A 15760-nucleotide genomic window follows, 5' to 3' on the forward strand; every position below is an offset into this window, starting at 1 on the left:
TCTTCCGAGAGTGGGTATCACTGTATTTAGATGAATGCTCAGGGGGCAACATGTCCGGGATTGACTTTAAACAGAAAATTAGTTTTCAGCGGCCATTTGGTAAACCCAGTTCGGCTGAAGATGAATATGAGATTATCCGCGTTTTTGAAAGTGATCGCGGGCGGATTGTAAACTCCGCGGCTATTCGGCGTTTACAACAAAAAACACAAGTTTTCCCCTTGGAGCGCAATGCTGCTGTTCGCAGCCGTTTGACCCATTCACTGGAAGTTCAGCAGGTTGGCCGTTATATCGCCAAAGAGATCCTCAATCGCTTTAAGCAAGATAAAAAAATCAGTGCCTATGGGCTGGATAAGCTGCTTGATCCTTTTGAAAGTATTGTAGAAATGGCGTGCCTGATGCATGACATTGGTAACCCGCCTTTTGGGCATTTTGGCGAGTCAGCAATCAATAATTGGTTTACTAAACAAATGGATCCTAATGGCGGTGGTGCTGAGCCACGGGGCAAAGATCAATGTCGGGTTAATGTATTAAAGATACGAGAGGGGGAAACTGATCTCAATATTTTGCGTAGTAAAATTCGCCATGACTTGAGCCAGTTTGAGGGTAACGCGCAAGCAATTCGCTTGGTTTATAGCTTATTAAAGTTGAACCTCACCTATGCTCAGGTTGGTTGCATTCTTAAATATACCAAACCGGCTTATTGGTCAGGTGATATTCCCGCCTCTCATCATTATTTAATGAAGAAACCAGGGTTTTATCTCGCGGAAGAGGATTATGTTAAAGATTTACGTCGTGAACTCAATATGGGAGAGTTTAACCGTTTTCCGCTGACCTATATTATGGAAGCTGCGGATGATATTTCTTATTGTATTGCCGACTTGGAAGACGCGGTTGAAAAGAATATCTTCAGTGTTGAACAACTTTATGATCATATGATGCAAGAGTGGGGCAATGTTGCTCATGGCGATTTGTTTGATAAGGTGGTTGGCGGTGCATTTCGCCAATTAGGGCGCGGGCAAGGGCGGCGCAGTTCGGAAGACCAATTCTTTATGTATTTACGGGTTAATACCGTAGGGAAATTAGTTCCCCATGCAGCACAGCGTTTTATTGATAATCTTCCTGCTGTATTTGCAGGCTCGTTTAACCAAGCTTTATTAGAAGATTCCAGTGCGGCGTGTAAATTACTGCAAATATTTAAAAAAGTCGCCGTGAAACACGTATTCAACTACCCGGAAGTAGAACAGCTTGAATTACAAGGGTATAGAGTTATTAGTGGGTTGCTTGATATATATAGTCCGCTATTAGTTATGCCACAAGCAGCGTTTACACAATTAGTGGCAGAAGACAGCCATCGTCAGTACCCGATTGAGACCCGTTTGTTCCATAAATTGTCGACTAAACATCGTTTAGCTTATGTGGAGTCAGTCGAGCGGCTAAGCAATTTATCGCCAGAACAACATGAGATATATGAGTATTATTATCGTGCGCGTTTAATTCAAGATTATATCAGTGGTATGACAGATCTTTATGCTTATGATGAATATCGACGTTTAATGGCTGCGGAATAGTATGCAAAAAAATAAAATGTCCGTTTAATTAGCTGTAGTTTTGTAAAGACGGACAATATTTTTTACTTTTTCAATTATTGGCTCTCTGAACTTCATCCCCCATATTTAATCTTACTATGCAAGACGACTATATTCTTCTTACTTGAAATTGCTGTGGTGTTAGCGGTTCGCATTCACCCGATTCACTAAATTGAGTTAGATTCTCGGGTTTGCCAGCATGACCCGCAGCAATATCAAAATTGATGGGATAAGTCTGTTATACACCATTTATTGACTCATTATTAATTGTATAGCGAGAACCAGAATACATGAAAAAAACAACTTTAGTGTTAAGTGCATTGGCATTGAGCATCGGTTTAGCCATGGGGCCGGTTTCTTCCGCCATTGCGGCAGAGACGGCTGCTTCCAGCAGCCAGCAGCTCCCTAGCCTGGCGCCAATGCTAGAGAAGGTAATGCCTTCAGTTGTGAGTATTAATGTGGAGGGGAGTGCCCTGGTCAGTAATGCCGGTGCTGGCGGCGTACCACCACAGTTCCAGCAATTCTTTGGTGATGACTCACCATTCTGCCAGGACGGTTCTCCGTTCCAAGGTTCGCCGATGTGTCAGGGGGGGCCTGGTAGTAAGGGGGGAGCCCCAAACAAGCAAGATTTCCGTGCACTGGGTTCAGGTGTAATTATTGATGCAGCTAAGGGTTATGTCGTAACGAATAACCATGTGGTTGATAATGCGACTAAAATCAATGTTAAGTTGAGCGACGGTCGCAGTTTTGATGCGAAAGTGATTGGTAAAGATCCACGTACTGATATTGCATTGTTACAGCTGAAAGATGCGAAAAACCTGACAGCGATTAAAATTGCCGATTCTGACCAACTGCGTGTCGGGGATTATACCGTCGCTATCGGTAACCCGTATGGCCTGGGTGAAACCGTCACTTCTGGTATTGTGTCGGCGTTGGGTCGTAGTGGTTTGAATGTGGAAAACTATGAAAACTTTATCCAGACTGATGCGGCAATTAACCGTGGTAATTCTGGTGGTGCACTGATCAACTTGAACGGTGAACTGATTGGGATCAACACGGCTATCCTGGCACCGGATGGTGGCAACATCGGTATCGGTTTCGCTATCCCAAGTAACATGGTGAAAAACCTGACCTCGCAGATGGTTGAATTTGGTCAGGTGAAACGTGGTGAGTTGGGTATCATGGGCACAGAATTGAATTCTGAGCTGGCGAAAGCTATGAATGTTGATGCTCAGAAAGGTGCCTTTATCAGCCAGGTGCTGCCAAAATCTGCTGCGGCCAAAGCAGGGATCAAGGCGGGTGATGTGATTGTTAGCATGAACGGCAAAGCCATTAACAGTTTCGCTGGCTTCCGTGCTGAAATTGGAACCCTGCCAGTCGGCAGCAAAATGACCTTGGGTCTGCTGCGAGAGGGTAAACCGGTCAATGTGGACGTCACATTAGAGCAGAGCAGCCAAACTCAGGTTGATTCCGGTAATCTCTACACTGGCATTGAAGGGGCGGAACTGAGCAACTCTGATGTGAATGGTAAGAAAGGCGTGAAAGTTGATAGTGTGAAACCTGGCACTGCTGCTGCGCGTATCGGCCTGAAAAAAGGCGATATTATCATGGGTATAAACCAGCAACCGGTTCAGAACCTGGCTGAGCTGCGGAAAATCCTTGATACCAAACCATCGGTATTAGCGTTGAGCATTCAGCGTGGTGATACTTCACTCTATTTGCTGATGCAGTAATCGTCACTGATACAGTAACCGGTGTTTATGTAGAAAAAGTATAAATATCGTAACAAAGGGCGCGGCTGTTTATTGCTGTGCCCTTTTTATTTATGCCCGATGCTGCGCTGATATTAGGCTACGCCCAAATAATTTCGGGCGGCGTAGCGAACGTTATCTATCTCATCTAACAATTCAAACCACTCAGGCTGCAAATCTTGTAAACTCGTTTGTTGGCGTAATTGTTGTTCAATCGTCATACACAATTGCCTCAATCGAGGTACACCGCTGCATGCGCAGCTGCCATGAAACTTATGAATCAGATTCAGAATATCATCATCATTAGTGCCAGCCAGAATCGCCTGTACGCGTTCGGCAACTTGTGGCGTGAACTCTAACAACATGGTTAAAAGGTCTTTGGCCAGCGTTTCTTTATTAGCTGCTTGTCTCACAGCTAATGGCCAGTCGATTGCCCCCTGACACTCAGATAGCTGCATTGAATGAGTGTCCGTTTCTACCCGAAATTCTTTTTTACAATCAGCTTGATAGCGCGAAAGTGTTTGTATTAGTCGAGCTTCATCAATGGGTTTTGCTAGATAATCTGCCATACCTAATTTTAATAATTGTTCTTGTTGTCCACGGACGGCATGAGCAGTGACGGCAATGATCGGTGTGTCTTGGTGATGTGACATTTGATGAATCACTTCACTGGCTCGAATGCCGTCGATTTCCGGCATTTGGATATCCATTAAAATGATGTCCAGTGTATTTTCGCGGGCGTAGGTTATGGCTTTTGCCCCGCTGTCGCATAACACGGTTTCTTCAACCAGTTCTTCCAGTAAGGTCCCTATTAATTTCAAGTTAGCCGGGTTGTCGTCCACGGCCATGACTTTAAATGGCAATTTTGGCAATTTACTGGGCTGTTCTATCACGGCTAATTCGCTAAGAGGTTCTTCGCATAGTAATAAAGGAATCAATCGATTAGATGATAATGGTTTGATCAGGCAGGCCTTGGCACCAATTTGTTTAAGTTGCTCAGCTTCCACTTGTGACTGACTTGGCAATGCTAGAATGACTCGCTCAGCAATTTTCAGTGCAGCCACCAATTTATCCTGATGAACTGCCATATTATTGCGGAATGGAATGGGCACACCAACTAGCAGGAAATCATAATGCTGTAACGGCAATTGCGCTAATGTTTGGCTATGAGTGACCTGCAAAGGCGTAATGCTGAGAATATCCAGTGTTGCTCTTGCCGCAGTGGCATTGCGTTCAATATAGGCCAGCGTTTTCCCTTCCAGATACGACATATCGGGATGACGATAGGGAATGGCTTCATTGAGATCCAGGGTGAGATGGAACCTGAAAGTCGAACCCCGATCAACCTGGCTGTGGAAGCTAATATCGCCACCCATTTCTTTCACCAATCTTTCGGTGATAACCAACCCAAGCCCGGTACCCCCATGCCGACGTGAAATACTGGCATCAGCCTGACGAAAAGCCTGGAATAACTGGGTTTGCTGAGATTCAGAAATACCAATGCCGGTATCGTGAATTTCTACCACCAAGGTCACTTGTTGCGGAGTTTTTGCCTGTATGGCCACCAGAATATCGATATTGCCCTGTTCGGTGAATTTAATCGCATTACCCAGCAAATTGGTGACTATTTGCTGTAAACGCATGGCATCACCAATCACTTGCTCCGGAACATCATTATTAACATGAAGGGTCAGCTCCAGACCTTTTTCATGGGCGGTATGTGCCAACAGAATAATGACTTCATCCAACGCACCACGCAGTGGGAATGGGATATGTTCAAGAACCAATTTTTCGGCTTCCAACTTAGAGAAGTCCAGTACATCATTAATGATGCATAACAGATTGTTGGCTGAGCGCTGGATGGTTTGTAGATAATCAGTTTGTGTCGGTGTCAGCGATGTTTTCAGTGTTTGACGGGTAAAGCCAATCACCCCATTCAGCGGGGTTCGTAGCTCATGAGACATATTAGCCAGAAATTCAGATTTAATCCGCGCGGCTTCCTGCGCACGTTTTTTCGCCAGCCCCAACTCAACGTTTTGGATTTCCATCTGTTCCAACGTTTCACGCAAATCTGACGTGGCTTGATCAATATTTTGTTGCATCTCTTCGTGATAGGCCGCCAGTGACATGGCCATTGAGTTGATGCCATTCTTCAGAATATTTAGCTCCCCGAGCATTTGCCCTTCAACTCGGCTGTCTAATTGCCCGCGGCGAATGCGGTCAACGGTATTCACCATGTTACGGATGGGGCCAGTGACATCACGCATCAGCCGATAAGCAAACAAAATCGCCACACACATGCAGAACAGCAGCAACAGAGTCGAAATAAAGATTTCTTTATATTGCTGCAAGCGAACTGATTGTAAATCCAAATCCATGGCGATATAGCCCAATGGCTGATTGGTGATATCGGAATCGGAAGTTCGATCACTGGATAGGTTGGATTCTGACACAATGGGCATCCGCAAAATCAGAGAATCACCGCGATAGGAAAGCATCAGTGAGGTGGGAATAGGGGTGCCTTTAGGCAATCTTAATTGTGAGGAATTGTAATTATAGTTAGATGTAACAAAAAGATGGTTATCTGCGTCAAAAACAGAAATTGACCGAACAATACTCGAGTGACGGCGATGAAGTAGATTAATTAACTGACGAACAGTATCGCGGTTGCGAAAAGTCATTCCATATTCGCTGGCAACCGCTAGCGGCTCAATAATATTCGTGCCAGCATTAACCAATTGTTTTTGCAGTTCATTGTAACGATTGACCATAAAGGACGTGCTAAGTAACAGCCCAAGAAGCAGCGTGGGGGCCAAGATTAAAATCATCATGCGCGCGCGAAGACTGTATTTGGTCATGGTATTCCAATGTGGGAGAATCAGCAGCTTACAAAACCGATGTTTGATCAATCAATATGGCGTAATTCTACTCTCCAAACCGACGAGTGACGACTAAACAAACGCTAACAGTGGCAGTAAACTCGCTCGACCCCTTTGCTCAATAGGGGCGTACCACCAAGGCAAAGCTATCTTTATCCCCGGTGCTTTACCAGAGGAGCAAGTTAAAAGTGTTACCGGTGGCAAGCGAGATTAGGTTGTCGCCTATCTGGCTCGCGGTAGTAATCGTCTGGAAAATGCATCGGCGCGGAACCCTATTACCTGATTTGGGGTCTATATTGAGCGTTTCATTCGCGAGAATTTACTCAAGTCAATGAGGCGGTTAACCCGCAAATGTTGGGCCAGGCTATAGCATGGTTGGATGTGTAGCCCGATGATCTGATGCTGGATCTGCTCTGCGGTAGGGAAGATTTTATCTTGTCATTAGCAAAATTTGCCGCGAAATGGCCGGTGTGGAAGGAGTTGCGGCGTTAGTAGCGAATGGGCAGTATAATGCATTGAATAACGCGTTGCCCAATGTGCTTTTTTCCACGAAAATTTGGAGTCCGGCATCAATTGTCAGCCGTGGGCAACACACGTATTCGATAATATATTGTTAGATCTCGCACTGGTGCTGCCGGGATCACGCCAGATCGCCACATATAGTTAAATACTAGTTAAATATATAATAGTTAAACACATACAGTTAAACACATATAGTTAAACTGGCGTCAAAGCGGGTGGTGTATATTTTCTGTCATCCCACCGAAATAGTCAGGTGTTGTTAGCCGCCGGTTACCGTCTTGCTCGGTGCGAATGTTAGATATGTTTCCCCACACCGGGCATCTTGAATCTATGGCGCTGTTGATGCAGGAGCCAGGGGTCGCAAAGTAGGGAGAAGTTATGGTTGCGGTACGAAGTGCACATTTGAATCCAGCGGGCGAGTTTGCTCTCGACGATTGGATAGCCAGTTTGGGACTTTCTAATCCGCAATCAGGTGAGCGATTAGCCGAGACTTGGCGCTACTGTGAGCAGCAGACGCAAAACCACCCCAATGCCTCGCTGTTGCTGTGGCGCGGCCTTGAAATGGTTGAGATTCTTTCCACCCTGAGCATGGATAATGACAGTATGCGCGCAGCGCTGCTGTTCCCGCTGGTGGATGCCAATGTGGTGGATGAAGCCACATTGACCGAACAATTCGGTAAAAGTATTACTTATTTGGTGCATGGCGTACGCGATATGGATGCCATTCGCCAGTTAAAAGCCACCCACAATGATTCCATGAGCTCTGAGCAAGTGGATAATGTGCGCCGTATGTTATTGGCGATGGTGGAAGATTTCCGCTGTGTAGTCATCAAGTTGGCAGAGCGTATTGCGCATCTGCGCGAAGTGAAGGATGCGCCGGAAGATGAGCGCGTACTGGCGGCCAAAGAGTGTTCCAATATTTATGCGCCACTGGCTAACCGCCTAGGTATTGGCCAGATCAAGTGGGAGTTGGAAGACTTCTGCTTCCGCTATCTGCACCCTGATGAATATAAGCAAATCGCCAAATTACTCCACGAGCGTCGTATTGATCGTGAGCAATTCATTGATGACTTTGTAGCTTCATTGCACGCAGCCATGGCGGCAGAGGGTATCAAAGCCGACATTTATGGTCGCCCCAAGCACATTTATAGCATCTGGCGCAAAATGCAGAAGAAGTCGCTGGCTTTCGATGAACTGTTTGATGTGCGCGCAGTGCGGGTGGTGGTGGAGCGCTTGCAGGATTGCTATGCCGCGCTTGGCATTGTTCATACCCATTTCCGTCATTTACCTGACGAATTTGACGACTACGTTGCCAACCCTAAACCCAATGGTTATCAATCGATCCATACGGTAGTGCTGGGGCCGCGTGGTAAAACGCTTGAAATTCAAATTCGTACCCGTCAGATGCATGAAGATGCCGAACTGGGCGTTGCTGCGCACTGGAAGTATAAAGAAGGCGCGGTAGTTGCAGGTCGCTCTGGTTATGAAGGGCGGATTGCCTGGTTGCGTAAATTGATTGCCTGGCAGGAAGAAATGGCGGATTCCGGCGAAATGCTGGATGAAGTGCGCAGTCAGGTATTTGACGATCGGGTATATGTGTTCACGCCGAAAGGCGATGTCATTGATTTACCAGCCGGTTCTACACCGCTGGACTTTGCTTACCATATCCACAGTGATGTCGGTCACCGCTGTATTGGGGCCAAAATCAGTGGCCGGATAGTGCCGTTTACTTACCAGTTACAGATGGGTGATCAGATTGAAATTATCACTCAGAAGCAGCCTAACCCAAGCCGTGACTGGCTGAATCCTAACCTCGGCTATGTCACGACCAGCCGCGGGCGTTCTAAGATTCATAACTGGTTTAGAAAACAAGATAGAGACAAGAATATTCTTGCCGGCCGGCAGATGTTGGACGACGAACTGGAGCACCTGGATATCAGCTTGAAAGAGGCTGAGAAGCTGCTGGTTCCGCGCTATAACATGAATTCTATGGATGAAGTGTTAGCTGCCATTGGTGGCGGTGATATTCGTCTGAATCAGATGGTCAATTTCCTACAAGGAAAATTGAATAAGCCGACGGCAGAAGAGGCGGATTTAGAGGCTTTACGCCATCTGAATAATAAACATCAGCCAGCGCCGCGTAATGCCAGCAAAGACAGCGGGCGTATTGTGGTCGAAGGCGTCGGTAATCTGATGCACCATATTGCTCGCTGCTGCCAGCCTATTCCGGGTGATGAAATTGTCGGTTTTATTACCCAAGGGCGGGGGATATCCATTCACCGTGCTGATTGTGAGCAGTTAGCTGAATTACAATCCCATGCGCCTGAGCGGATTGTTGATGCGGTTTGGGGCGAAAGCTATTCCAGTGGCTATTCGCTGGTAGTGCGAGTCACGGCCAATGATCGCAGTGGTTTGCTGCGTGATATCACCACCATTTTGGCAAACGAAAAAGTCAATGTGCTGGGTGTCGCCAGCCGTAGCGATACCAAAAAGATGGTAGCGACCATCGATATGGATATCGAGATCTACAACTTGCAGGTGCTGGGTAGAGTATTAGCCAAGCTGAATCAGTTGCCGGATGTTATTGACGCCCGTCGGCTACACGGCAATTAGTTATCTCTAAACGGCTACTGCGCTTTGGCATATTGATATTGGGCAGTGCTCGCCCTCCTCATGTACTACGTGTACATGAGGAGGGCTGTGCGCTGGCCGCAATCAATCCGCCTGCGCTCGCTACGCCTCAAATTTTTTTAAAAAAAGTGAATAAATTCAGATGACCCAATCAGTGACTTCCCCTGGTACCACAGCTTTAGCTCTACAACGTTTGTTGGATATTATGCGCACCTTGCGTGACCCCGAGCACGGCTGTCCGTGGGATCGTAAGCAGACTTTTGACACTATTGCACCCTACACGCTAGAAGAAACTTATGAAGTGCTTGACGCGATTCAGCGAAAGGATTTCGACGATCTTCGCGACGAATTGGGTGATTTGCTGTTTCAGGTGGTGTTTTATGCGCAGATGGGGCAGGAGCAAGGGCTATTTTCCTTTGATGATGTTTGTCATGCCATCAGCGATAAATTAGTGCGCCGCCATCCACATGTGTTCCCTGATGCGCCGCAAAATGATTCAGACGCTATAATTAGCAGTGATACAGCATTGGCAGGGTGGGAGTCGCGTAAAGCCGAGGAACGGGCGCAGAAAGCGCTGTATTCGGCATTGGATGATATCCCTGACGCCCTGCCAGCTTTGATGAAAGCACATAAAATCCAAAAACGCTGTGCATCTGTGGGTTTCGATTGGGACACTCTTGGGCCAGTGCTCGATAAAGTCTACGAAGAGATCGATGAAGTGATGTTCGAAGCTCGGCAAGCTGTGGTGGATGAAGAAAAGTTGGGTGAGGAAATTGGCGATTTACTGTTTGCCACCGTTAATTTATCTCGCCATTTAGGGCATAAAGCTGAAAATGCCTTACAGGCGGCCAATCGCAAGTTTGAACGTCGTTTTCGTCAGGTAGAACAAATAGTTACAGCGTCAGGTAAAACCATGGAGAGCGCGACACTGGATGAAATGGAATCTGCCTGGCAGCAAGTTAAACAGCAAGAAACTGAAATGTAAGATGTTTTAATTCATTTAGTGAATGGTTGTTGAATTTTAATTGCGTTAATATATTGAATTATAACGGATAGCAAGACGATAATTCGCTCGATAAAAACGGCAAAAATGGCCACTCGTGCGGAGAGTGTTTGTAGCGAAACCAAGGTTCGGGTATACTACTTTCCCGTCTTGGTTCTTCCATCGTCTTTAAACCTAAACTCTCAGGTTCAGCATGACAACTAATTATATTTTTGTGACCGGCGGGGTCGTATCCTCTCTGGGTAAAGGCATTGCCGCAGCCTCTCTGGCGGCTATACTTGAAGCCCGTGGCCTCAACGTTACCATCATGAAACTGGACCCGTATATCAACGTGGATCCGGGCACCATGAGCCCGACTCAACACGGGGAAGTTTTTGTCACCGAAGATGGTGCTGAAACCGATCTGGATTTAGGACATTACGAGCGCTTCATTCGCACTAAAATGACTCGCCGTAACAACTTCACCACTGGCCGTATTTACTCTGAAGTTCTGCGCAAAGAACGCCGCGGCGACTATCTGGGTGCCACTATTCAGGTTATTCCTCATATCACCAATGCTATCAAAGAACGCATCATCGAAGGCGGCGAAGGCCACGATGTTGTCTTGGTTGAGATTGGCGGCACTGTAGGTGATATCGAATCCTTGCCATTCCTGGAAGCTATTCGTCAGATGGCGGTTGATGTTGGTCGCGAGCATACGCTTTACATGCACCTGACGTTGGTTCCTTACCTGGCCGCTGCGGGCGAAGTGAAAACTAAGCCAACGCAACATTCGGTAAAAGAGCTGCTTTCTATTGGTATTCAGCCAGATGTGCTGATTTGCCGTTCTGACCGCGCGGTTCCTGCTAATGAACGAGCTAAAATTGCATTATTCTGTAATGTGCCAGAAAAAGCGGTTATCTCACTAAAAGATGTTGATTCCATTTATAAAATCCCAGGGCTATTGAAATCACAGGGCCTTGACGATTATATTTGTAAACGATTCAGCTTAACTTGTCCTGAAGCAAATCTCGCAGAATGGGAACAGGTATTATACGAAGAGTCGAATCCAGGTGGCGAAGTGACCATTGGGATGATCGGCAAATATGTAGAACTGCCGGATGCCTATAAATCTGTGATTGAAGCTTTGAAGCACGGCGGGCTGAAAAATCGTCTGACAGTGAATATCAAGCTAATTGATTCACAGGATGTTGAGACGCGCGGCGAAGAGATGCTGAAAGGATTAGATGCTATCCTCATTCCTGGCGGCTTCGGCTACCGTGGTGTGGAAGGCAAAGTTCTGGCCGCACGTTATGCTCGTGAACACAATATTCCTTATCTGGGCATTTGCCTGGGTATGCAGGTTGCACTGATGGAGTTTGCCCGCAATGTAGCGGGAATGGAAAACGCGAACTCCACAGAATTTGTGCCAGACTGTAAGTATCCGGTGGTTGCATTAATCACCGAATGGCGTGATGAAGACGGCAACGTTGAAGTACGCACGGAAGAGAGCGATTTGGGCGGTACCATGCGTGTGGGTGGGCAACAGTGCCACCTGACCGAAGGTAGCCTGGTACGTCAGATGTATGGCGAACCTACCATCGTTGAGCGTCATCGTCATCGTTATGAAGTCAACAACATGTTGTTGAAGCAGATTGAAGCCGCCGGGCTACGCATAGCAGGGCGTTCTGCGGATAACAAACTGGTGGAAATTATCGAGTTGCCAAATCATCCGTGGTTTGTCGCTTGTCAGTTCCACCCAGAATTTACTTCGACGCCACGTGATGGTCACCCGTTGTTCGCCGGCTTTGTGAAAGCGGCTGGTGAGTATCAGAAGCGCCAGGTGAAATAAAATATTTGGTAGAAGGGGCGGCAGCGATGTCGCCCCCTCTGTCTGGAGTTTTAGTTTAACTTGTACTGAGGAAAATCTAATGTCCAAAATCGTTAAAGTCATCGGTCGCGAAATCATCGACTCCCGTGGTAACCCAACTGTAGAAGCTGAAGTTCATCTGGAAGGCGGTTTTGTTGGTTTGGCTGCGGCACCATCAGGTGCATCTACCGGTTCCCGTGAAGCACTGGAACTGCGTGACGGTGACAAATCCCGTTTCCTGGGCAAAGGCGTTCTGAAAGCCGTTGCAGCAGTAAATGGCCCAATTGCTCAGGCAGTTATCGGTAAAGATGCTAAAGACCAGGCTAACATCGATAAAATCATGATCGATTTGGATGGGACTGAGAACAAGTCACAGTTTGGTGCTAACGCCATCCTGGCTGTTTCTCTGGCAGCGGCTAAAGCAGCAGCAGCATCTAAAGGCATGCCTTTGTACGAGCATATTGCTGAACTGAATGGCACCCCAGGCAAGTTCTCTATGCCATTGCCTATGATGAACATCATCAACGGTGGCGAGCATGCTGATAACAACGTTGATATTCAAGAGTTTATGATTCAGCCAGTTGGCGCTAAAACTCTGAAAGAAGCCGTTCGCATCGGTTCTGAAGTGTTCCATACTTTGGCTAAAGTTTTGAAATCCAAAGGTATGAGCACTGCAGTAGGCGACGAAGGTGGCTATGCACCGAACTTGGGTTCTAACGCCGAAGCACTGGCCGTTATCGCTGAAGCGGTAAAACTGGCTGGCTACGAGTTGGGCAAAGACGTCACTCTGGCGATGGACTGTGCTGCATCTGAGTTCTATAAAGATGGCAAATATGTTCTGGCTGGCGAAGGCAACAAAGCTTTCACTTCTGAAGAGTTCACTCACTTCCTGGAAGACCTGACCAAACAGTACCCAATCGTATCTATCGAAGACGGTCTGGACGAATCTGACTGGGCTGGCTTCAAATACCAGACCGAAGTCCTGGGTGACAAAATCCAGTTGGTTGGTGATGATCTGTTCGTAACCAACACCAAGATCCTGAAAGAAGGTATCGAGAAAGGTGTTGCTAACTCTATCCTGATTAAATTCAACCAGATCGGTTCTCTGACCGAAACTCTGGCTGCTATCAAGATGGCGAAAGATGCAGGTTACACCGCGGTTATCTCTCACCGTTCAGGCGAAACCGAAGATGCTACCATTGCCGATCTGGCAGTAGGTACCGCAGCAGGCCAGATCAAAACGGGTTCTATGAGCCGTTCTGACCGTGTTGCTAAATACAACCAACTGATCCGTATTGAAGAAGCGCTGGGCGACCGCGCACCATTCAACGGTCTGAAAGAAGTAAAAGGCCAGTAATTACTGCGCTTTAGCTTTAATTAAAGTTGATTGAAAAACCCGCTACGGCGGGTTTTTTTATACTCAGTGTGTAGCGAGATAATCATTTGATTAATTATAACTACTTTAAAGTTATATAATTCCGTTAAGTTATATAAATATTTATTATGTATTAATTTTGATAGTGTGATACTTGTCACTAAATATTGTTTGCTGTCTAATTTTTTATTACTACAATTAATATCTAATGGATTTAAGAATTAAAATTCCTTATTTATTTTCGTGCAAATAATTGCTATTTATAATTAGTGCGGACGTTATAGATATAGGAGAGTTTTTATCTTGGTCTAATGGGGTAAAATTACATGCTCAATAGAATTGTTATTGTCGGTGGTGGCACTGGCGGTACTATTTTAGCTAATTTATTAGCAGCTAAATTGCATCGAGATATTCTTGATAATAAAGTTGAGTTAATACTTATTTCTGACTCTCCGGTTCACTACTATAAACCCGCTTTTATGTATGTCGCTTTTAATTTATTTTATAAGCAAGAGTTGGAACGTTCACAACAAAGTTTATTGCGGCCAGAAGTCAATTTCATTGTCGATAAAGCGGAGGATTTCGATTTATCTAAAAGAGAAATATCATGTCGCAGTGGGAAAAAATATAATTATGATTTTTTAGTGTTTGCAACAGGGTGTATCCCTCGCCCGAATAGAATTGAAGGCCTGGCTGAAGCGGGCGATCATTTTTATCAATATGCGGCTTCCCGTCAATTGGCTGATAAATTAGCTAAAATAGAGAAAGGCCGTATTCTTATCACGGTCTCATTCCCGCAAACACCTAATGTACCCCATCAATGTGGCATTGCTCCGATAGAAACTACACTGATGTTGGATGACTATCTCCGCCGTCGTGGGGTGCGTAATGCCATTGAAATTGCTTATACCTATCCCACAGTTTCTCAGCTTTTGCGTAATTGCCTTTTTTTACAAAGGCCTACGGGAGAAGTTCTACCCAATATTTTTGCAGCTAAAGATATCAAACATCAGCGCGGTTTTACGCTGCAAAAAGTCGACCCCGATAAAAAGATTGCCTATTCCGCCGAGGGAGACGAGCAACCCTTTGATATATTGATGAGTACTCCGCCGATTACGGCTGTGGATGCTGTGCGTAACACCGGATTGAGTGAATGGGATAACGGGGAGGGTTGGTTACCGACTGACCATCAAACTCTGCAAGTCTATGGGCAGCCGGGGGTCTATGTTATTGGTGATACCGTTGACTTGCCGATTAGCAAAGCAGGCGGTTCCTGTCATAATCAAGCGCCTGTTATTGCTGACAATATTGTCTCTGAACTGCGCATCGGCTATCCCACCAGTTACTATGATGGAAAAGTACAAGCACTGGCCCAAATGGGGCTGAATGCGGGTATGCCACTGTGGTACGACTACCGTAATGATGTGATGCCAACACCACCGACCAAGATGGGGGGAATGCTGCGTAATGGTTTTAACCGTGGCTTATATTGGGCCACTGTCCGTGGTCTTATTTAATAAGGGAAAATATGAGCGAGCATCAATCAGATGAAAATCATGTTGATAAAGCAATAGCGCCTGAGGTCGATTTCACGGAATTGCTCAATAAGTTACAGCCCTTATTAGCGGGAGGACGGTTCAATAATGTAGTAGATATGTTGTCATTATTATCTGATGTGGTTGATATTGCAGATAATGCTTTAGTTGAGAAACTTTCTGGCATATTCGAAGGTATTGTTTCTGTCGGTTGGGAAAGTGGCAATGCATTAAGAATGGCAAATACTGAGCTGAGGCTTAATCAAGAAACTGTTAATTATCGTTCGTTGTACTCTTTATTTCGTGATCGTGACACGCTAGTCGGGATTACCTTATTATTACGGACGTTACAGATAATCGGCCAAAGAATTAATGCCACAAAAATACCGCCGCCATAAAGTCATAAAACTGTTTTTATGAGGATATATTAATATCGATGCAATCAGAAAGTCTTTTTCTACCCGAGCTATACATTATGGTGATAATCTGCCAGAGAATTTAGGCGCATTACCGCCACCGGTTTATATAAGCGCTACATTTCCAAGCGCTGAATATGGCGGGGCTTGTTTTGCCGGAACAGAAAAAGGTTCTTTTTACTCAAGAATCAGTAACCCAACATTATATTTATT

The 15760-nt window shown here is 45.9% G+C and carries 9 protein-coding genes and 2 pseudogenes; 10 read left to right on the forward strand and 1 reads right to left on the reverse strand.

Annotated elements, in window-relative coordinates:
- Window positions 1-50 precede the first annotated feature (50 nt).
- Window positions 51-1568, forward strand: a complete 1518-nt coding sequence (gene dgt, locus OP863_RS03870) for a dGTPase (protein WP_265525913.1) — start codon at window positions 51-53, stop codon at window positions 1566-1568.
- A 308-nt stretch (window positions 1569-1876) separates the two neighbouring features.
- The gene (gene degP, locus OP863_RS03875; protein WP_038636169.1) at window positions 1877-3319 is read left to right on the forward strand and encodes a serine endoprotease DegP; all 1443 of its coding nucleotides are present in this window, start codon (window positions 1877-1879) and stop codon (window positions 3317-3319) included.
- A 113-nt stretch (window positions 3320-3432) separates the two neighbouring features.
- Here the strand turns inward: degP and barA are convergent, their stop codons facing one another.
- Window positions 3433-6195, reverse strand: a complete 2763-nt coding sequence (barA, locus tag OP863_RS03880; RefSeq protein ID WP_145587510.1) for a two-component sensor histidine kinase BarA — start codon at window positions 6193-6195, stop codon at window positions 3433-3435.
- Between the two features lie 488 nt (window positions 6196-6683).
- Here barA and OP863_RS19985 point away from each other — a divergent pair.
- The 8 genes and pseudogenes from OP863_RS19985 to OP863_RS19990 form a co-directional block, all read left to right on the forward strand.
- Window positions 6684-7107, forward strand: a pseudogene (locus OP863_RS19985) (hypothetical protein); the annotation flags it as partial.
- Between the two features lie 9 nt (window positions 7108-7116).
- Window positions 7117-9351 carry a GTP diphosphokinase gene (gene relA, locus OP863_RS03885; protein WP_145509581.1) on the forward strand — a complete coding sequence of 745 codons (2235 nt, stop codon included), beginning with the start codon at window positions 7117-7119 and terminating at the stop codon, window positions 9349-9351.
- A gap of 160 nt (window positions 9352-9511) precedes the next feature.
- Window positions 9512-10354 carry a nucleoside triphosphate pyrophosphohydrolase gene (gene mazG, locus OP863_RS03890; protein WP_145587508.1) on the forward strand — a complete coding sequence of 281 codons (843 nt, stop codon included), beginning with the start codon at window positions 9512-9514 and terminating at the stop codon, window positions 10352-10354.
- Between the two features lie 211 nt (window positions 10355-10565).
- A complete protein-coding gene (gene pyrG, locus OP863_RS03895; RefSeq protein WP_050114042.1) occupies window positions 10566-12203 on the forward strand; it encodes a glutamine hydrolyzing CTP synthase in 1638 nt (545 codons plus the stop codon).
- 79 nt (window positions 12204-12282) lie between these two features.
- A complete protein-coding gene (gene eno / locus OP863_RS03900; protein WP_038636153.1) occupies window positions 12283-13578 on the forward strand; it encodes a phosphopyruvate hydratase in 1296 nt (431 codons plus the stop codon).
- A gap of 344 nt (window positions 13579-13922) precedes the next feature.
- Window positions 13923-15113: an NAD(P)/FAD-dependent oxidoreductase gene (locus tag OP863_RS03905; RefSeq protein WP_145591887.1), complete on the forward strand. Its 1191-nt coding sequence runs from the start codon at window positions 13923-13925 to the stop codon at window positions 15111-15113.
- Between the two features lie 11 nt (window positions 15114-15124).
- Window positions 15125-15529 carry a hypothetical protein gene (locus tag OP863_RS03910; RefSeq protein WP_145589197.1) on the forward strand — a complete coding sequence of 135 codons (405 nt, stop codon included), beginning with the start codon at window positions 15125-15127 and terminating at the stop codon, window positions 15527-15529.
- Window positions 15530-15617: 88 nt separating this feature from the next.
- Window positions 15618-15743: pseudogene (locus tag OP863_RS19990) on the forward strand (methionine gamma-lyase); the annotation flags it as partial.
- Between the last annotated feature and the right edge of the window lie 17 nt (window positions 15744-15760).

This window comes from Yersinia sp. SCPM-O-B-9106 (C-191) (assembly GCF_026183365.1).
In the GTDB taxonomy this organism is placed as follows: domain Bacteria; phylum Pseudomonadota; class Gammaproteobacteria; order Enterobacterales; family Enterobacteriaceae; genus Yersinia; species Yersinia rochesterensis.